Annotated in this window: 26 protein-coding genes; 24 read left to right on the forward strand and 2 right to left on the reverse strand. The window is 45.1% G+C overall.

The window, feature by feature from the left end; translation table 11 throughout:
- Window positions 1-76 precede the first annotated feature (76 nt).
- The 11 genes from AB8S08_RS04920 (at window position 77) to AB8S08_RS04970 (ending at window position 6973) form a co-directional block, all read left to right on the forward strand.
- On the forward strand, window positions 77-526 hold the full coding sequence (locus AB8S08_RS04920) for a hypothetical protein (RefSeq protein WP_369743929.1): 450 nt from the start codon (window positions 77-79) through the stop codon (window positions 524-526).
- A 119-nt stretch (window positions 527-645) separates the two neighbouring features.
- Window positions 646-1155, forward strand: coding sequence for a hypothetical protein (locus tag AB8S08_RS04925; protein ID WP_369743930.1), 510 nt, complete (start codon window positions 646-648; stop codon window positions 1153-1155).
- 25 nt (window positions 1156-1180) lie between these two features.
- Window positions 1181-2281: a serine hydrolase domain-containing protein gene (locus tag AB8S08_RS04930; protein ID WP_369743932.1), complete on the forward strand. Its 1101-nt coding sequence runs from the start codon at window positions 1181-1183 to the stop codon at window positions 2279-2281.
- A gap of 170 nt (window positions 2282-2451) precedes the next feature.
- Window positions 2452-2769 carry a DUF2845 domain-containing protein gene (locus tag AB8S08_RS04935; protein ID WP_110076353.1) on the forward strand — a complete coding sequence of 106 codons (318 nt, stop codon included), beginning with the start codon at window positions 2452-2454 and terminating at the stop codon, window positions 2767-2769.
- A gap of 370 nt (window positions 2770-3139) precedes the next feature.
- Window positions 3140-3562 carry a GCN5 family acetyltransferase gene (locus tag AB8S08_RS04940; RefSeq protein ID WP_110077051.1) on the forward strand — a complete coding sequence of 141 codons (423 nt, stop codon included), beginning with the start codon at window positions 3140-3142 and terminating at the stop codon, window positions 3560-3562.
- An 87-nt stretch (window positions 3563-3649) separates the two neighbouring features.
- Window positions 3650-4123 (forward strand): murein L,D-transpeptidase family protein, encoded by a 474-nt coding sequence (locus AB8S08_RS04945; RefSeq protein WP_110077050.1) that lies wholly within the window; start codon window positions 3650-3652, stop codon window positions 4121-4123.
- 102 nt (window positions 4124-4225) lie between these two features.
- The gene (locus AB8S08_RS04950) at window positions 4226-4540 is read left to right on the forward strand and encodes a hypothetical protein (protein ID WP_369743934.1); all 315 of its coding nucleotides are present in this window, start codon (window positions 4226-4228) and stop codon (window positions 4538-4540) included.
- Window positions 4541-4736: 196 nt separating this feature from the next.
- Window positions 4737-5276 carry a hypothetical protein gene (locus AB8S08_RS04955; RefSeq protein ID WP_369743936.1) on the forward strand — a complete coding sequence of 180 codons (540 nt, stop codon included), beginning with the start codon at window positions 4737-4739 and terminating at the stop codon, window positions 5274-5276.
- A 107-nt stretch (window positions 5277-5383) separates the two neighbouring features.
- Entirely contained in the window at window positions 5384-5665 is a 282-nt protein-coding gene (locus AB8S08_RS04960) for a hypothetical protein (RefSeq protein ID WP_369743938.1), read from the forward strand.
- 438 nt (window positions 5666-6103) lie between these two features.
- Entirely contained in the window at window positions 6104-6517 is a 414-nt protein-coding gene (locus AB8S08_RS04965) for a hypothetical protein (RefSeq protein WP_369743940.1), read from the forward strand.
- 114 nt (window positions 6518-6631) lie between these two features.
- Window positions 6632-6973: a ribonuclease E inhibitor RraB gene (locus AB8S08_RS04970; RefSeq protein ID WP_369743941.1), complete on the forward strand. Its 342-nt coding sequence runs from the start codon at window positions 6632-6634 to the stop codon at window positions 6971-6973.
- Here the strand turns inward: AB8S08_RS04970 and AB8S08_RS04975 are convergent.
- Window positions 6970-7365 carry a hypothetical protein gene (locus tag AB8S08_RS04975; protein WP_369743942.1) on the reverse strand — a complete coding sequence of 132 codons (396 nt, stop codon included), beginning with the start codon at window positions 7363-7365 and terminating at the stop codon, window positions 6970-6972. The two genes, AB8S08_RS04970 and AB8S08_RS04975, sit on opposite strands and share 4 nt — an antisense overlap.
- A gap of 159 nt (window positions 7366-7524) precedes the next feature.
- On the opposite strand from AB8S08_RS04975, the gene AB8S08_RS04980 reads away from it, so the two are divergent.
- The 6 genes from AB8S08_RS04980 (at window position 7525) to AB8S08_RS05005 (ending at window position 10889) form a co-directional block, all read left to right on the forward strand.
- Window positions 7525-7725: a hypothetical protein gene (locus tag AB8S08_RS04980; RefSeq protein ID WP_369743943.1), complete on the forward strand. Its 201-nt coding sequence runs from the start codon at window positions 7525-7527 to the stop codon at window positions 7723-7725.
- Between the two features lie 626 nt (window positions 7726-8351).
- Window positions 8352-8711 carry a DUF1294 domain-containing protein gene (locus tag AB8S08_RS04985; protein WP_369743945.1) on the forward strand — a complete coding sequence of 120 codons (360 nt, stop codon included), beginning with the start codon at window positions 8352-8354 and terminating at the stop codon, window positions 8709-8711.
- 26 nt (window positions 8712-8737) lie between these two features.
- Window positions 8738-9139 carry a GFA family protein gene (locus AB8S08_RS04990; RefSeq protein ID WP_369743946.1) on the forward strand — a complete coding sequence of 134 codons (402 nt, stop codon included), beginning with the start codon at window positions 8738-8740 and terminating at the stop codon, window positions 9137-9139.
- A 9-nt stretch (window positions 9140-9148) separates the two neighbouring features.
- Complete coding sequence (locus tag AB8S08_RS04995; protein ID WP_369743948.1) at window positions 9149-9601, forward strand: acyltransferase; 453 nt, start codon at window positions 9149-9151, stop codon at window positions 9599-9601.
- Between the two features lie 177 nt (window positions 9602-9778).
- Entirely contained in the window at window positions 9779-10105 is a 327-nt protein-coding gene (locus AB8S08_RS05000; RefSeq protein WP_369743950.1) for a GNAT family N-acetyltransferase, read from the forward strand.
- Window positions 10106-10571: 466 nt separating this feature from the next.
- The gene (locus AB8S08_RS05005) at window positions 10572-10889 is read left to right on the forward strand and encodes a DUF2845 domain-containing protein (protein ID WP_110076353.1); all 318 of its coding nucleotides are present in this window, start codon (window positions 10572-10574) and stop codon (window positions 10887-10889) included.
- Window positions 10890-10960: 71 nt separating this feature from the next.
- Here AB8S08_RS05005 and AB8S08_RS05010 read toward each other — a convergent pair whose 3' ends face one another.
- Window positions 10961-11116: a hypothetical protein gene (locus tag AB8S08_RS05010; protein ID WP_369743952.1), complete on the reverse strand. Its 156-nt coding sequence runs from the start codon at window positions 11114-11116 to the stop codon at window positions 10961-10963.
- 144 nt (window positions 11117-11260) lie between these two features.
- On the opposite strand from AB8S08_RS05010, the gene AB8S08_RS05015 reads away from it, so the two are divergent.
- The 7 genes from AB8S08_RS05015 to AB8S08_RS05045 all read left to right on the forward strand — a co-directional run bounded on the left by AB8S08_RS05015 (window position 11261) and on the right by AB8S08_RS05045 (window position 16836).
- On the forward strand, window positions 11261-11518 hold the full coding sequence (locus AB8S08_RS05015) for a hypothetical protein (RefSeq protein ID WP_369743954.1): 258 nt from the start codon (window positions 11261-11263) through the stop codon (window positions 11516-11518).
- Window positions 11519-11645: 127 nt separating this feature from the next.
- On the forward strand, window positions 11646-12017 hold the full coding sequence (locus tag AB8S08_RS05020; RefSeq protein WP_369743956.1) for a hypothetical protein: 372 nt from the start codon (window positions 11646-11648) through the stop codon (window positions 12015-12017).
- A gap of 118 nt (window positions 12018-12135) precedes the next feature.
- Window positions 12136-12723 (forward strand): hypothetical protein, encoded by a 588-nt coding sequence (locus AB8S08_RS05025; RefSeq protein ID WP_369743958.1) that lies wholly within the window; start codon window positions 12136-12138, stop codon window positions 12721-12723.
- A gap of 111 nt (window positions 12724-12834) precedes the next feature.
- Window positions 12835-13245, forward strand: a complete 411-nt coding sequence (locus tag AB8S08_RS05030) for a hypothetical protein (protein WP_113876870.1) — start codon at window positions 12835-12837, stop codon at window positions 13243-13245.
- A 107-nt stretch (window positions 13246-13352) separates the two neighbouring features.
- Window positions 13353-14303, forward strand: coding sequence for a DUF5655 domain-containing protein (locus AB8S08_RS05035; RefSeq protein WP_369743960.1), 951 nt, complete (start codon window positions 13353-13355; stop codon window positions 14301-14303).
- Window positions 14304-14399: 96 nt separating this feature from the next.
- Complete coding sequence (locus AB8S08_RS05040) at window positions 14400-14822, forward strand: hypothetical protein (protein ID WP_110077096.1); 423 nt, start codon at window positions 14400-14402, stop codon at window positions 14820-14822.
- 160 nt (window positions 14823-14982) lie between these two features.
- Window positions 14983-16836: an ATP-dependent endonuclease gene (locus AB8S08_RS05045; RefSeq protein WP_369743962.1), complete on the forward strand. Its 1854-nt coding sequence runs from the start codon at window positions 14983-14985 to the stop codon at window positions 16834-16836.
- Window positions 16837-16838 lie beyond the last annotated feature (2 nt).

The raw sequence follows: 16838 nt of genomic DNA on the forward strand, positions 1-16838 counted from the left end.
TGGGCGATTTCATCGCGACACATTCCGTCACCTTCACCGATTAAACTGACTTTGTTGTCACTGCAAAGGAGAGTTAATGTACCAACTACCGCGTTTTCACGAAAACATCCAGCTTGGCCCTTATCGCTATGAACTTTATTTTAATGGGCATAGTGTTAATCTAGCTTACCGAAATAGATCTATAGGCACGCAACGTCGTGCTGATGGAGGCTTATTATTTTGGGGAGATGAAGACAACCTGGTTTATCATGATCTTGAGCTTAATACCGATGCTTTTGCGCTAGCCGCACGGATATTACCGGTTCTTGCGCATCGTATGGCTGAGTTACAGCCCCTTGAGTTCAGTTTAGCCGCCAATTCGAAGCGTAAAATTAAACCCTATCAACGATTTGCTAAGCGCTTGCACCGTTACCTTTGTCACTTGTACGATATTGAATTAACTAAAGATGGCGCCCGCTTTGAGTTTAATAAGCAGCCAAAAGCCGAACGCACAAATTTGCCGTTACCACCAGAAGTGACTAGATAGGGTGTCTAGGTGTGTAATTCGGAGATTCCGAACATTGAATCCGGAATTATTCACTTGGCTGCCACTGGTATTGTTGTTTAATCAACACTAACTTTAGAAGTTTTAAATAGAGAGCCGGTATGTCAAAAATCACCTACTATCGGAATTTGTTGCTAGCAGCAGTATCGATAGTGCTAGGACTTTGCATTGGATTCTTCCAGTTAACTCAGGTTAATAGCGGCTTTCCTTTCAAAGAAGAACTACGAGAAAAAAGTGGGCTAGTCAGTTGGGTCCAGAAACACAAATACGGAATACGTTTTGGTTTCGATAATGAGTCAATGAGTTTTAATTATCCATCAAAGGCTGATGGGCAAGACGTTGTTAAAGATTCACTGATGAATTCAGAAGGTAAGATTGTGACGATTCTGTACGATGCTACAGACACTCATTCACCTATCTATTCCTCAAAGGTCTATCATGATTTCTTTCAGTTATCGGTGGATGGTTTGTTAGTTCGTTCCTATGCAGAATCAGAAAAAGCTTGGCGATCCGACAATAAGCTCATGCCAATTATCGTTGCTTTGTTTCTGCTCGGAGGTATCTATATTTGGCGAAAAACAAAAAAACAGTACATCATGGCAAAAGTTTAACAGCAATGGTGAGGCAGGTGAGGGCATGATGCGCCAAATAGGGCTTATTTTAATAACGTTCGCATTCATTGGTTGTAGCAGCTCGCCGAATGTTAGCAGTGTTACGGCAATAACTCAGAGTAATTCAGTAGTTGTTACTGATTTAATGCACGAGCTTGAGCGTGAGCATATCGCCGGTACGTTTGATGGCATGGTATTAGTAGTTCATGAACGTGAAACACTACTCGAAGCGGCATTTGGTCTCGCTGATAGACAGCAAATGCGTAAAAACGATGCTGACGTTGTTTATGATATGGGCTCTATTGCAAAAACCTTTACCGCGGCTGCGGTGCTTCAATTAGCAGCCAATAATAAAATAGAACTGACTCAAACCCTCGTCGAATTTTATCCAAATGCACCCGATGAATTAAAGCTGATAACAGTCACTCAGCTATTGGGCCACACCAGTGGATTGGATAACTTTCATAATGATTCCGATTTTGAATTCATGGATAAAGCAGAGGCTGAACGGCGAATTTTATCCATGCCATTGATTGCCAAACCAGGTGATAAAACGGCTTATTCGAATGCGGCTTATACATTATTGGCAGCCATCGTAGAAAAGGTGAGCCATCAACCATTTCAGGAATACATTCAAACTCAAATACTTTCTCCATTGCATCTGTATAAAACTGGGTTTTATCAAGATGGCCGTTTGATAGATAGCAAGATTGCTCGAGGATACGGTGGTGATGATCCCGGCCAAACGACGTTTGAAAAAGAATTAACGTGGGCATTAATGGGTGCCGGTGGCATGGTCACTTCAGTAGATGATTTAGCAACTTGGTTCTCTGCACTAAGGAGTGGACGCTTTTTACCTGAAAATTCGCTGAATGATGCGTTCACGAAAGCGAACGATCGCTGGTTACTAGGTAGCCTCGCGCAGACAGAAATAAACGGTAATACGGTAATTCAAATGGGAGGGAGTACCGATTATGGCTATACCGCATTAATTCAGTTTGTCCCTCATCATGACCTCATGATTATTTTGCTACTTAACGCCCACAATAATAAATACCGAAATGTTACCCACCATCAATTAAGCAGAAAGCATATCCTGCCAATACTATTGCGAGAGTTTGAATAGGCTCGTCTATTTTCTACAACAACTATTTTGATTTGGTTGCATGTGTATGGGGCAATCAGACAACCAAGGGCGAAATTCATGCATGGCGACTTTATTATAGCTTTTGTGTAATTGCGCTCACGTTATTAAGAAGTTAACTTAAAGTTTCATGTCTCACAGGAGCTTCTGTTATGAAGTGGCTTTTAATGATCTTTGCCAGCATGGTGATTTCATACTCACCAACAGCAAAAGCCTGTTCCTTTCGGATTAGCGGTGGAGAACTTATCCGCTGTGGCATGACCAAAATCGAAGTGATGAACAAAATAGGCAATCCCGATATGCGCGATCGCCAGACTATCGGCGTCAACACTGGATTTGGTCGCGGTGGCAGATCAGCCGAAGCATGGTCTTATGTTGTGAAAGGTGATATCGGAGGTGAATACTACTTAACGGTACTATTTTCCGGCAATAAAGTTGTGGAAATCGAGTCGCAGCAAGTAAGGCGGTAATGTCCGGTTTGAGCGAATTGCGGACATTGGACTTTCAGGTTACTGCAACTAGTGACTAGCCGTCGCGTTATTAGTAAGTGTGGGTGTCGCTAGCGATGCATGGCACATTCACTTTGGGAATATTGCGCGTTTTGCTGTTGTGTTGTTTATTTAAGTCGTTTACTGTCAATGACATAACAAAAAAATAAAGGTTGGATATTGTGCGCTCGGTAGAGCGTAACTGAGCATGCTCATATTGCCTTTGCTAACTCGGATTCTTTCAAGTTAGGAATGCCTGCTTGCTCAGTAAGTTAAGAGCTGAAAACCATCAATTGGACGAGTTGCTAAACGCGCACGCACAATATACAAATGTTAGGCATCAAAGAGAACCATGAGCAAATATCCAAAAGTAAAAGATCCTGAAATGGTGGGAGAGTATTCTGGTGCCGCAAAAGCCGGAGGCGGGTATGTCTGGGATGAGGTTCTTGAATATCGGGTGTGGTGCCACCCGCATGATGGATCGCCAGATTTAGCGGAAGGCAGTGACTACTACTATGCCTTTGAAACATTTGAAGAGGCATTGGAATGCGCTAACGAAATACCTGGTAGCGAAGCTCCACTAGCTCTTATTTTGCAGCGTGAATATATTGATGAGCCTGAGCCGGGGATATACCTTCACAAGAAGGAGGAGCGCATCGCAGAGTGGCCGGTAGAGTTTTTGTCTCGCCCAAGAAGAGGCCCCGATACCATTCCGGGATTTATGGCCCCAGATGCTCCATCCAATAAGCTGGACATAATCCGTGGTAAAGCCTAACAAGCCGCTCAAATTCGTTCCGGCCGCAAAAGACGCGGCCTCCACCGGACTCGCTACCGCTCGCCGTTTAGCGGGGCGTTACATGCTATGAAATATATCCTGCTAATTTTGATGTTCGTTACTCAAACAGCTTTTGCTGGGGTAGATCTGGTTAAAGTCGACAAATCCGAAAGGAAAATGTACTTATTGTCGGCCGGTGAAATAGTAAAGGTTTATGACGTTGCCCTTGGCGCCAATCCTAAAGGGCATAAAGAACAAGAAGGTGATGAAAGGACGCCTGAAGGTGAATACTCGCTTGATTACAAGAAAGAAGACTCTTCATTCTACAGAGCCATGCATGTTAGCTATCCAAACGCAGTTGATATAGCTAAAGCTGAGAAAAATGGAGTTTCGCCTGGTGGTTTTATTATGGTTCATGGGCAGCGTAATTGGTTAGGTTGGCTTGCTCCAATTTCGCAGCACTTCAATTGGACAAACGGCTGTATTGCCATTACAAACTCCGAAATGGATGAATTTATGGATTTGGTAAATGTCGGTACAAAAATTCAAATTGAGTGGTAGGCATGTAACAAGTGCAGTCAGCAACGCCCCTTTGGGGCTGGACCTCGCTACGCTCGGCCGCTGCTGCAAGCGTTAGCACTGTTGGCCACTTACGGAGAAGAAATGAAATCAATCTTAGTTGTTTTGAGTTTGGGCTTATTAACGGCCTGTGCAACAGGGTATCAAGCTCATACTTGGTCTGGCGGTTATAAGGATTCAAAGTTGGGCGATGGGCACTACCTTGTAGAGTATTACGGAAATGGTACGACGTTGCCTGCTACTGTCGAGCAATTCTGGGCTAAACGGGCAACTGAGCTTTGTCCAACTGGTTTTGAAGCAGTTAACAACAATACAGGCGCTACTGATGGCGGTATTTTTGTTGGTGGTGCAGTGTCTATCGACCACCCATGGAAAAAAGCAGAAATCAAATGCAAGTAGTCTGTGCTAACAAACGCAGTCACATTCGGCCACTGCGTGGCCTGGACCTCAACCGCTGCGCGGGTTTCGGCCTGTGCTGCGAGCGTTATGAGAAGGGAAGCCATTGATAAACAGTCTTTTATCGCGATCCGCGGAACTCGAAAGCAAGCTTTTGGAGTTTTTGGCGCTAACTCCGTTCAATGATTCGGAGAGAATCATGGCTAGCAGGGTAATGTGTAGCGTTGCTTTCGAGCATGCTGAGAGTGCAAAGATGCTGATTTCTGGTGGCAATCTAACGTCTGCTACAGGACTTGTCCGTCTTCAGTATGAAGCTCTGGTCAGGGCCATGTGGCTTCTTTATGCCGCGTCTGACACAGCAGTGTCAAAATTAACCAGTGAATTGACACAGGAAGCGGCTGATAGAGCAAATAAGCTTCCAATGCTCAGCGAAATGCTCGAGAAATTGCAGGGTAAAGCCCCACAGGAACCGGTAAACATGCTGTTGGAGTTCAGGGAGTATTCTTGGAAGCCACTTAGTTCTTTTGTGCACGGTGGCATTCATGCAATTCATCGCCACAGCAAAGGCTACCCACTTACTTTGTTAGAGCAGATGGTCAGAATATCCAACGGTGTGTCTGTAATGGTAGGCATGCTGTTGGTTATTCTGCATGGGGGTGGTGAGCAGAGTGGCAAAATGCCAAAAATTCAAAGAGAATTCGCGGATTGTCTACCCGAGACAAAGTCGCCAATCTCATAACAAATGCAGGCACGGCGACACCCATTACATTGCGCCTTCGGCTCTATTCCATGGGCGCGCATGCTGCAAGCGTTATACGCTTTGAGCTGGAGTAAGTAGAGAGCAATATGGACATTCTGAGTACAGCGATTCAAGTTAATCTATCAACAATTATTCTTGCTTTTATTGCAGGTGTTTTAGTGTGGCGTTCTAATCACCATGGCAAATTTCGTTTCTGCTTGGGCCTTGTCATTGTGTGCTTAAGTGGCATCTTAGCTATTCCAGTTACTCAGTATTTTTCTGGGTCATCTGTGTCATTAATTACTCAAACCAACATAATCGGCATTTTTCATGGTGCAGGTTTGCTTGTTTGCGCAACGGCTTTTAATTCAAATGCAAAACGCGTATAACAAATTGCTTAATTTCGTTCCGGCCACAAAAAGCGTGGCCTCCACTGGACTGCCTACGCTGCGCTGCGGCAGCCAATTAGCAAAGCGTTATAAGCTCGGGTGAGCGATGAAGTATATTTTTGCTGTAGTCGTAAATATTTTGGTTCTGGCTATTTCGCTAGCAGGGCTATTGTCTACCTGTATGTGGGGCTGTCCTAATACTGGCATACAGCTTGTGTTTAAAATTTCTACATTGTGTTTGTTGGTCAGCCTTGTGATGGTTATCTATCTTTGGGTAACAAGTAAAAATGGTAAAAAACATACGAGCGGGATTTGATGTGATATCAAATACTTATAACAAGGCCAGTCAGCATCGCTCCCGTTGGTCGCTGGACCTCAAAACCGCTGCGCGGCTTTTCGGCCGCTGCTGGCAGCGTTATACGTTTTCGGAGTACTGAGTTGGAGCAACTTTCAATTAAGCCAAATTACTTGGTTAAAACCGATAATATTGGATTTCTATTTCCGGTTGTCTGGTCTTCAATCGCTCTAATTTGGGGCGTACTGTTCCACGAAGTGTCAGGTGCAATTTTCATATCAATAATGTCATTATTATTTGTATGGTTAACTTACAAGCTGACTTCGTTCGTTTTAAGCTTTCAGCAGCATAGTGGTATCGTATCGAATGGGCATTATGATCAGGCTATTAAGTTTTTATGGTTTGTATCAGCGTTCGGTTTTCTTGTGTCTATAGCAAATGCCGTACTTTTTCAGCCAGAAAAACAAATGTATTACCAAGCCGTATTTTCAATAGTCAGTTTTGGGTTTGCACTAGCCTCGGCGCGAAAATGGGGCTGTCACTATGTGGCTAAATGATATTTTAGCTAAAGCACGTATAACAAGGCGCAGCACTCGCGGCCTGCGGCCGCTGGGATGCCAACCGCTGCGCGGTCGTCACCCGTGTGCTTTGCGTTAAATGCTAGGAGGAATATGTCCACTATCGAAAAACTTTTAGATAACGCCTATCAAGATACTCAGCTTTTAATAGGCAATGATGAAAAAGGGGATAATTTCAATGTTCCAAGAGATATTGATTTTATTCTTTATGCACCAACTGCTGAAAAAGCAGCGTTGGTCGCTAACTTCATTAATGATAATCGTTATGGTTCTGCGCGGTCAGAAACCATCAATGAAAATCACAGAATTACCGTTGTCGTAAATATGCCATCAACACAAAATCTCGTGTGTTCTGTGTCTGGCTTAATGGTGTGCATTGCTTCATTATTCAACATCGAATACGACGGGTGGGGTTGTGCATTACAGCGCACTTAACAAGGCCCAGCACACCGCGCACTTCGTGCGCTGGACTCGAGCAAGCTACGCTTGCACTCGCCTGTGTGGGCAGCGTTAACGTCCGCTCTTGGCACAAAGCAGACCAAACCACCCGTTTCCTCAAGCGCATCGGGCAGATTCAGAATGTTATCAATTTCTAAATCGATACTTAAATACTCGCGCAGCACCTCTTCGTGGCGCTCATGCTCATTAAAAAACGGAATGGGCTTTTTCAAAGACATAAACGCGCGCACCAGCCACACCTGGCACAGCAACAGCTTCTGCTTTTCAATGTCACTTAGTAATACCGGCTCATGCAAGCCGTTAACCGCCGATTGCCGCTCTAATTCGCTTGCGCCAAGCACGGCTTCCTCTTCAATTGATGTTGCCATAATCCCACTCCTACTTTTAAGACGGAGCGATTATGTCAGGTGGGGGTGACATTATGTGTCGTTGGTGTTTTGCTACGGCGTTATCGCTTGCGCAGAATATTTTACCTATGCATTTATATAGTACTATTGATGGTAGTTTTTAAACATAAGAGCTAAGCCATGACCAAACAACTCGTTATTGGGGTTGATGTTTCCTGCGCGGTGAAGAAGCGCATTCCGATTGTCTTTGCCGAGAAGCGGGAAGGGCGACTAATTCCGTTACCGGTGAAAGAGCTACCATTTGCGGCGCCTTATGGGCATGGCAACAAACTGGTGGTAGAGCACGAATATAATTTGAATTATGCGCGGCAGATTCGTTAGTATATTACCGATGTTTGTCATTTTTACAGGGCAACGCCTGAGCGAATCGGCATTGATTCACCGTTGCGTCCACGCTCAAGCGCGCTGGATTACCGAATTGCGGAGCGCGAATTAAACCAAGCCGGCATTCGGTGTTATAAAACACCGTCAAAGCCTGAGTTTGATGAAATCATTCACAAAGTACGGCATCACTTGACCACTGGTGGCGCAATTTCTCGGGTTCCTCATGCCATGCAACTTTGGATGCTCGCGGGTTTTGAAATTGCACGAGAATTGGCAACCATAGCGCCGGTTCGCGAGGTTTCCCGCAGGCGAATATCCGTCGATTAATGCCAAACGCACCGCACAAAAGTGGCAAAGGTGTGCCACAATGACAACTAGAAGTAATTGCCCGCCATACCGGTTGGCCAGCTTCGCAGACGGAATGGACGCAGTTAAAGCAAATTAGCGCTGGTAGTACCCATGATCAGGTGGATGCCTACAGCGCAGCTTGGGTTGCTAGCTTAGACGATGAGCACATTGATATTTTCGGTGATATTGAACAAGCCGATGCCATATGGGTACCGGCACAAAGGTTCATTGATTCGAAGAATTAGCAGACGGAACGCAAGAACAACGTAAAGCTGATGTTTCCAATTTTGATGATCGCCTTTGGCTATATTGGTGGCGTTGGATACGCCAGCCTCATGACTGATTTACCGGTTGAAGTATCTTGGGCTTTTGCACTTTTGAGTGCCGTGACCTATCTGCTTTATGCGCTCGACAAGCGCGCCGCACAACAAAGCAAGCAGCGTACGCCAGAAAAAGTCTTACATTGGTTGTCTGTATTAGGCGGCTGGCCGGGTGCTTTGATTGCTCAACAGCAGTTCCGCCATAAAACCCGCAAAACATCTTTTCGCGTCGGCTTTTACTTCACCGTTATATTAAATATTGCCGCAGTGATGTACTTTATTGTTTATGCTGATCAATTCTGGCGCTGGTTATAGAAGCCATGCGTGCAAGAGGATACGAAATGAGCGATTACAAGGGATCATGTCTTTGTGGTGAAGTGAAATTTGAGATAAAAGGCGAATTTGATAACTTCTTTCTGTGCCACTGTCATCATTGTCAAAAAGACACGGGTTCGGCGCATGCCGCCAACTTGTTTTCTCAATCGGCTGAGTTAGTCTGGCTCGCGGGCGCTGACAACGTCACATCATTTACACTTGCGGATACACGCCATAATAAATGCTTTTGCAAAACGTGCGGCTCTGCGTTGCCAAGTACCGCTATTGAAGGGTTGCTTGTTGTTCCCGCGGGCAGTTTAGATACAGAAATTGCCAAGGTGCCCAATGCCCACCTATTTATATCAAGCAAAGCGAGTTGGGATAACGAACTTGAGAGTTTGCCAACGTTTAATAAATTACCGAAATAGCGATTAAGTATGCGAAAAACACTGTCATTATCGAGCTACGTTAAAAAAAGAAATGGTGTTCCGTTAGGGGCAAAGGGCTCGATGAGAAATATGTTATCGCGATCGTTAGGTGCGAAGTCGTTTCAAATCTTTTGGCAATACTGGAATCCGATTTGGGGATATTACTTATCACGCAATGTGATGAAGCCACTGAATCGTTTTTTACCCGCCTGGATGGCTATTTTTCTGACGTTTTTAGTCAGTGGCGCACTTCATGATTTAGCCGTTTCATTCGTTAAATTCCAGCCGATTTTCTTTTTTACGCCATGGTTTGGCATGATGGGGCTTATCGTTATTGCATCGTATAAATATAATATTTCTTACGGTTCGTCCGCATGGTCTGTGCGAGCTTTAATCAATGTTTTGACTATTGGTGTGACGCTCGGACTCATGTATTTCATTGAAAGTTATTATCTCTCATAACACCTGTTATGTTTCATCAAAAGCACGAATTGACACAGAAAAATATGACGTCGTTTATGCTTATGGAGATACTGACGAAGATTTTCCGATGCTAAATTTAGCCGATAGGGCTTTTTATAAAGGGAAGCCATTCGTGCGTAATTAATTCTATTTTAATGGCATTTCACGAGGAATTTTGTGTATCAACTTATATTGCCGACGGCAAAATTGAAAGCGAGCTATGACGCGTATATCTCTGAGCTTGGCAGCGAGGAACGTTATCCGTTTCCGCTAGATTTCGACCACAGCGATTTTGCTGCAATGCTGGCGCGCATTGAAGGTATTCGTAACGGAACCCAGGTTCCTGATGGATTTGTGCAAAGCTCAACCTATTGGATGGTTGATGGTGACGAGATTATTGGATGTACCAATATTCGGCATCGGCTAAATGCTCAAATTGAGCACTGTGGTGGTCATATTGGCTTGTGTATACGGCCGCTGTTGGCACGAAGCAGACCTCAATAACCTTCAGCAGGACCTAGTGCTTTTTACCTGAAAATTCGCTGAATGATGCGTTCACGAAAGCGAACGATCGCTGGTTACTGGGTAGCCTCGCGCAGACGGAAATAAACGGTAACACGGTAATTCAAATGGGAGGGAGTACCGATTATGGCTATACCGCATTAATTCAGTATGTCCCTCATCATAACCTCATGATAATTTTGCTACTTAACGCCCACAATAATAAATACCGAAATGCTACCCACCATCAATTAAGCAGAAAGCATATCCTGCCAATACTATTGCGAGAGTTTGAATAGGCTCGTCTATTTTCTACAACAACTATTTTGATTTGGTTGCATGTGTATGGGGCAATCAGGCAATCAAGGGCGAAATTCATGCATGGCGACTTTATTATAGCTTTTGTGTAATTGCGCTCCCGTTATTAAGAAGTTAACTTAAAGTTTCATGTCTCGCAGGAGCTTCTGTTATGAAGTGGCTTTTAATGATCTTTGCCAGCATGGTGATTTCATACTCACCAACAGCAAAAGCCTGTTCCTTTCGGATTAGCGGTGGAGAACTTATCCGCTGCGGCATGACCAAAATCGAAGTGATGAACAAAATAGGCAATCCCGATATGCGCGATCGCCAGACTATCGGCGTCAACACTGGATTTGGTCGCGGTGGCAGATCAGCCGAAGCATGGTCTTATGTTGTGAAAGGTGATATCGGAGGCGAATACTACTTAACGGTACTATTTTCCGGCAATAAAGTTGTGGAAATCGAGTCGCAGCAAGTAAGGCGTTAGTGTCCGGTTTGAGCGACAAGCGGACCTTTTGACTTTCAGGTTACTGCAACTAGTGACTAGCCGTCGCGTTATTAGTAAGTGATGGTGTCGCCAACGATGTACGGCACATTCACTTCGGCGATATTGCGTGTTTTGTTATTGTGTTGTGTGTTTAAGTCGTTTACTGTCAATGACATAACAAAAATAAAGGTTGGATATTGTGCGCTCGGTAGAGCGTAACTGAGCATGCTCAAATTGCCTTTGCTAACTCGGATTCTTTCAAGTTAGGAATGCCTGCTTGCTCAGTAAGTTAAGAGCTGAAAACCATCAATTGGACGAGTTGCTAAACGCGCACGCACAATATACAAATGTTATGGATACTGGGTATACCTATGAAGAAGTTTCTAAGCATCGCAACAAGAACAGTGATCGGATTTTTTGCCGCGATAATTGCGGCCGGAGCCTTTCTCGAAGGAGGCTATTTTACTTGGATCGGTGGAGTGGTTTTGGCTCTGTTTGCGACGGTGAACCCTGAAAATTTTAGTAAGCGAACTAACGTGTCATACGTGCTTGCATTCGTCGCTTTTTCATTACTTTTCTTGGCGCTGTCATTTATAGATATGAACCGATGGGTCGGGGCTAGTGTTTAGAAGCGGTATCCATAACAAGTCAAAGCACGCGGAATTGGTAAAGCTTTCACCTTTTTCGCTTGCGCAAAAAAGCCGCCAACCTCACCAATCCGGTGTTTGAGGCGTTATAAGCCATAGGAAACCACATTTGGCGATTCTATTTTTTACCGTATTTATTGTTACGTTTTGCTGGCTAGAGCTTCTTTATTTAGCTCTAAATCGCTTTGGAAAGGTAGCTACCGTAGGAGTCTCGGTACTGGGTGTTACTGCGGGTTTTTTGTACTCATATTATGGTGTAACAGATTACACAAGAGACACTAAAGCCGTCCCATTAGTGGTGTTCAGTATACTGGCCTATCTAATACCAGCAATCGTGTTGTATTTTATCGCTTTGTTTACAAAACATTTTAGTGTAAGTAGTAGGCATACATGGGCAGCAGTTATTGGTTTTATTAACTGTTTTGTTTGGCCTTTCTTTGCCCTTGCACTTGGCTGTTACTCAGAGTTGGATTGCATTTAATGGCTTATAACAAATTGCTTAATTTCGTTCCGGCCACAAAAAGCGTGGCCTCCACTGGACTGCCTACGCTGCGCTGCGGCAGCCAATTAGCAAAGCGTTATAGCTTAAAGGAACCGAGATGACCGGTACTTACGACTGGAACCCAATGCCGCACAAAGTTGACATTAAGTGTCCTGCTTGTGGCGGGCATTGCGTCTTTGAGTTTGCCGAGGTTGTCAAAATAGCGCAAAAGAAAGATTTATCTTTTTTCGAGCAAAGCGACGTCTTTGAGTATGCAGTATTTACCGATAGCTGTGGTCATAAGTGGCACGGTGCAATTTACTTCGCTAATTTGCATGGTGGTTCCACCGACACTATCACTCAATTACCAGAGGGGTATTCTCCCGAGAATTGGGCTCATTCAAAATATTTAATGAGAAATCATGGACTTGATCTTGGTGCGTTTTCCTGTAGCCACTGCGATACAAGAAAACCTTATATTCTTCAGTGGCCGGAAGATGCTTATTATTCCATCGGTTACAAAGGTGAAATACTTTGGGCATTTAATCGTGAGTCTGCTATCGATCTTCGTGATTACATTGCATCAAACGAACGAAAAACCGAAAAATATAGATGGGCTAAGTTTCTTTTGCATGTGCCAACAGTCTTTAAAAGTAAAAATGCCCGCATTAGTATCGTCAAACAAATAAACAAGGTCCTCGGTTAGACGTGGCTATAACAAAGCCAGTCAGCAACGCCCACGGCGTGGGCTGGACCTCAAATCCGCTGGCGCGGTTTTTCGGCCGCTGCTGGCGGCGTTAGGTGAACAGGGAACCCCTTGAAAATATTGAAATCTTTTATATTTGGTATTGCACTTGTTTTAGTTGGGTGTACTACAGGCCAACTTTATTACTTGGATAAAAATGGTGAAAGAAAGCTAGCTTGCGATGTGGAGTTTACAGGGCTCCCGTGGGTAGATAAGTATGCAGTAGAATACTCACTTAGTCTGTGCGCAAAAAGTGTCGTGAAAAAAGGTGGCACGGTTAAAGAGATACATCTCTTAGAGATTGATACTTCAATTCCCAGTCCACCGTGTGGAGCCAAATGGAATCATGCCATTGCTAAACAAATGTACAGATCTGATGAATTGACTAAAAAGGAGTACGGCTACATAGTGGCACATATAGATTTGGGCTTGGCAAAAGCTAATAAATGTTCACCTAACAAGCCAAGTCAGTCGGATTCGTAACATTGGCGCGCTTTTTTCTCACCCGCTCCGCGGGCAAAAATCCCGCCAATGTTCCTCACCGCTGCTTGGGGCGTTAGAAGCCACATAAATTACGGAGTAATCATCAAGTGCCGATATTTGATATTTCAGGGGATAAGTTGTCTGCCGTAGAGCAGAAGAACTTTGCCTTGGAAAAGGACTTGCAAACGCTGATTGAGAAGAATCTCGAAACAGTTTTCAATTGCCGGTTTGTTGCCAGCGAGTTCTCAACAGGCGCCCAGCACGCTGGCCGGATTGATAGCCTTGCTTTGTCGGAAGAAGATAATCCTGTCATCATCGAATACAAGAAAGTAGAGTCATCTGAGCTTATCAACCAGAGCCTCTTCTATCTGCACTGGATTCAAGATCACAAAGGTGATTTCGAGATTGCGGTACAAAAGCGGCTTGGTAGTGGTGTCAAAGTTGATTGGTCAGATGTCAGGGTGATCTGTATAGCTCCCAACTATAAAAAGTATGACTTGCACGCTGTACAAGTCATGGGTGCAAATATCGAATTATGGAAATATCGCTTGTTCTCCAACGACTCAATATATCTTGAGGAGGTTTTCCACTCTTCAAGGTCAGCGGCTTCCTCTGTCACGACCATGCCAACGGAAAACGGATACAAAAACCCTGTTATGGTCGAAGCAGGTAAGAAAGCAGCCCTTACTCGCGCTACCGCGACCTATACATTTGATGAAAGACTTGAAGGCAAAAGTGAGGATATTCGGGAGTTAACAGCAACGATCCGTGAGTTCATCCTCGGCTTGGATGAGTCTATTGAAGAAGTGCCGAAAAAGTTTTATGTCGCCTATAAAACCTCCCAGAATATTGCGTGCTTGGAAGTCAAAGGCAAGAACACAAAACTGTTCCTCAAACTGAAACCTTCGGATATTCCTGATGGTACACCAAACTACCGAGATGTTACCTCAATCGGTCATTATGGTACCGGCGATGTTGAATTCACTGTGTCATCTGAAACTGAGTTTGAGCAAGTTAAAGAGTTTATTGCTATGGCGTACAACAAGGTAGGTGGCTAATGGCTTCTAACAAAGCAATTAAATTCGCTCCCTTCGGTCGCCGGACGCTCGTTCCTCGCGCCGTTTATTGCGGGCGTTACGTGTCACCGAGAAATCATGTTTAGAGAATACTTTGAAGATTGGGAAGTTAGGCCAGAATATTCCAAAGAGTTCATATCTCTTTGGAAAGGCTGGCTTGGCAAAGAAAATTATCACAAGCTGGATGAAGTTACGGAAAACGAGTGGGCTCGATTCAACGAACTGTTAAGACGCCTAGCCGAAGTTTTCGTCCTCGAGGTAGTAAACTGTGAGAAGCAGTCGCTTGAAAGAGTTAGTGATATAGAATCTGTTCTTTCAACCTGTGAAGAAAGCATGAATAAAGAGTCTTCAGAATTTACAACTTTAGTAATTCCAGATTTGGAATGTGTTATAAGCGAAGAATGGGACTACACATACATAATTTGGCATAAGAATAATGGGGCCGTGGAAGCCCTTGCGCCTTACATAAAGGCTGCAGGTTTGGAGCACTTCCATGACTAAACACGTAACAAGTGCAGGCAAGGGACGCTCCTACCGTCGCGCCCCTGCTGCAAGCGTTATACGGCACTTCACTCATACCATATGTCGACCTAGAACGTAATTGCGATCGCTTGATGTGGTCTGCGGGAGTTACCCCGACGTTATTTAAGGAGATGATTCGATGAAGGTTCGACGATTAAGCATAAACAATTTCCGGGGTATCAGCAGCGGTCAGGTGGACTTTCAAGACCACACCTTGCTCGTCGGGGGAAATAACATTGGTAAATCGACTGTTTGCGAAGCCCTAGATCTCACTCTTGGTCCCGAACGTCTTTTTCGACGTCCGGTGATCGATGAGCATGATTTCCATGGCGGAAATTATTTATCCGAAAAAAATGAACCGGTAGAAATCGTTATTCGGGTTGTTCTGACTGACCTCTCCGAGGAAGCTGAAAGGCGGTTTTATCGTCATTTGAGGCGTTGGCACGATCCGAGCGGGCAATTCGTAGACGACATGGGTGAGGGGCCGGAAGCGGCAGATGCAGAAGGCACAGTCTGGGCATTGCCTATAATCTTTGTAGGTCGATATGAGCGGGACGAGGACGACTTTATAGGTAATACTTTCTTCGATCACCCCGTTGAAGAAAGTGACGAGGAAGACCCATCAGAACAAAAGCTTGGTGGGGGTCGGAAAGTATTCGGTCGGGACCAGAAGCGGCTTTGTGGCTTCATCTTTCTCCGTACACTGAGGACAGGGTCGCGGGCACTTAGCCTTCAGCGTGGCTCCCTTCTAGATACAGTTCTGCGGCTTAGCGGCAACGGTATGTCCGAGATGTGGGAGCAGACACTAACTGAGCTTCGAGGCCTTGATCCAGCGATCGGGGAAATCGAACAGCTCAAAAAAATACGTGAAGAGATACGCAAACGCCTGGCGCGCTTCGTTAACCTGTCAGCCGGGGACGAGGCGACAGCTTTCTTTGCTTCCGACCTGACAAGAGATCATTTGAGGGATGTTGTCCGCCTGTTTCTGGCAGCGCAACCCGCGGCGCATCAGCTTCCCTTCCAGAAACTGGGCACTGGATCGGTCAATATGCTTGTATTTGCACTTCTGACCTTCATTGCCGACTTAAAAGGGCAGCAATCAGTGATCTTTGCGATGGAAGAGCCTGAGATTGCTCTGCCGCCACATACCCAACGACGTGTTGGGCAGTTTGTTCTATCGGAAATGGGGCAGGCGATAGTCACATCTCATTCACCCTACATCATTGAGCAGTTCGAGCCGGATCAGATAGTTGCTCTCAATCGCGACGACGCAGGAACACTTTCAAGCCGGAACGTCACTTTGGGCGAGATAAAACTTAAAAAATATCGCCGCGAGCGGCGCCAGATGGCCGAGGCAATTCTGAGCCGTGCCGTTATCGTCGTTGAAGGTGCCACCGAAGCCGCGTTGTTCCCGGTAACATCCGAACTGCTTGAGCGCTTCCGCGAAGAAGCCTATGAACACATCGATCTTTCGGGCGTGAGCATCTTCAACGCCGGCAGCGACAAGGAAGTGCCACCATTCGGACCTTTCTTCAAAACACTTGGAAAACCGGCATTCGCTTTTTACGACAAGCAGGAAGACGAACCAGATGAAGTGGTAGCAGCACGGCTCGCCGATTTTAAACAAGTATGGGAATCCCCGGAAAAGGGTATAGAGGATGTGCTGATTAGTGAGATGCCAGTGGCTACGTTACGCAGGTTCCTAGAGTCAGCCAAGAATCGTGATGACTATCCGGTGGATAAAGGCACTATCGAGGACGGCATGAGTGACGAGGATATCAAAAGAATTACAAGAGCTGTTCTAAAAGTGCGAAAAGGCGACAACCAGCCTTATGCTGCGCTGTTGATCGCTGAGTGTTTGACCGAAGCCGAACTGCCGGAGACGATTGTTACAATTCTCGACACTGTGCATGCTTCCCTGAGTCATGCGGCCGCGACTCCACCTCAGAATGAAGACGGTGAAAGCGAAGTTCCCGGAGCCAATACAGTTTGATC

The organism is Pseudidiomarina sp. PP-1MA (assembly GCF_041200125.1).
Classification (GTDB): domain Bacteria; phylum Pseudomonadota; class Gammaproteobacteria; order Enterobacterales; family Alteromonadaceae; genus Pseudidiomarina; species Pseudidiomarina fusca.

Bases quoted from the DNA above. Each gene is read 5' to 3' on its own strand.
- AB8S08_RS04920 (WP_369743929.1), top strand. From the start codon at position 77: ATGTACCAACTACCGCGTTTTCACGAAAACATCCAGCTTGGCCCTTAT.
- AB8S08_RS04925 (WP_369743930.1), top strand. From the start codon at position 646: ATGTCAAAAATCACCTACTATCGGAATTTGTTGCTAGCAGCAGTATCG.
- AB8S08_RS04930 (WP_369743932.1), top strand. From the start codon at position 1,181: ATGATGCGCCAAATAGGGCTTATTTTAATAACGTTCGCATTCATTGGT.
- AB8S08_RS04935 (WP_110076353.1), top strand. From the start codon at position 2,452: ATGAAGTGGCTTTTAATGATCTTTGCCAGCATGGTGATTTCATACTCA.
- AB8S08_RS04940 (WP_110077051.1), top strand. From the start codon at position 3,140: ATGAGCAAATATCCAAAAGTAAAAGATCCTGAAATGGTGGGAGAGTAT.
- AB8S08_RS04945 (WP_110077050.1), top strand. From the start codon at position 3,650: ATGAAATATATCCTGCTAATTTTGATGTTCGTTACTCAAACAGCTTTT.
- AB8S08_RS04950 (WP_369743934.1), top strand. From the start codon at position 4,226: ATGAAATCAATCTTAGTTGTTTTGAGTTTGGGCTTATTAACGGCCTGT.
- AB8S08_RS04955 (WP_369743936.1), top strand. From the start codon at position 4,737: ATGGCTAGCAGGGTAATGTGTAGCGTTGCTTTCGAGCATGCTGAGAGT.
- AB8S08_RS04960 (WP_369743938.1), top strand. From the start codon at position 5,384: ATGGACATTCTGAGTACAGCGATTCAAGTTAATCTATCAACAATTATT.
- AB8S08_RS04970 (WP_369743941.1), top strand. From the start codon at position 6,632: ATGTCCACTATCGAAAAACTTTTAGATAACGCCTATCAAGATACTCAG.
- AB8S08_RS04975 (WP_369743942.1), bottom strand. From the start codon at position 7,365: ATGGCAACATCAATTGAAGAGGAAGCCGTGCTTGGCGCAAGCGAATTA.
- AB8S08_RS04980 (WP_369743943.1), top strand. From the start codon at position 7,525: ATGACCAAACAACTCGTTATTGGGGTTGATGTTTCCTGCGCGGTGAAG.
- AB8S08_RS04985 (WP_369743945.1), top strand. From the start codon at position 8,352: ATGTTTCCAATTTTGATGATCGCCTTTGGCTATATTGGTGGCGTTGGA.
- AB8S08_RS04990 (WP_369743946.1), top strand. From the start codon at position 8,738: ATGAGCGATTACAAGGGATCATGTCTTTGTGGTGAAGTGAAATTTGAG.
- AB8S08_RS04995 (WP_369743948.1), top strand. From the start codon at position 9,149: ATGCGAAAAACACTGTCATTATCGAGCTACGTTAAAAAAAGAAATGGT.
- AB8S08_RS05005 (WP_110076353.1), top strand. From the start codon at position 10,572: ATGAAGTGGCTTTTAATGATCTTTGCCAGCATGGTGATTTCATACTCA.
- AB8S08_RS05010 (WP_369743952.1), bottom strand. From the start codon at position 11,116: ATGCTCAGTTACGCTCTACCGAGCGCACAATATCCAACCTTTATTTTT.
- AB8S08_RS05015 (WP_369743954.1), top strand. From the start codon at position 11,261: ATGAAGAAGTTTCTAAGCATCGCAACAAGAACAGTGATCGGATTTTTT.
- AB8S08_RS05025 (WP_369743958.1), top strand. From the start codon at position 12,136: ATGACCGGTACTTACGACTGGAACCCAATGCCGCACAAAGTTGACATT.
- AB8S08_RS05040 (WP_110077096.1), top strand. From the start codon at position 14,400: ATGTTTAGAGAATACTTTGAAGATTGGGAAGTTAGGCCAGAATATTCC.
- AB8S08_RS05045 (WP_369743962.1), top strand. From the start codon at position 14,983: ATGAAGGTTCGACGATTAAGCATAAACAATTTCCGGGGTATCAGCAGC.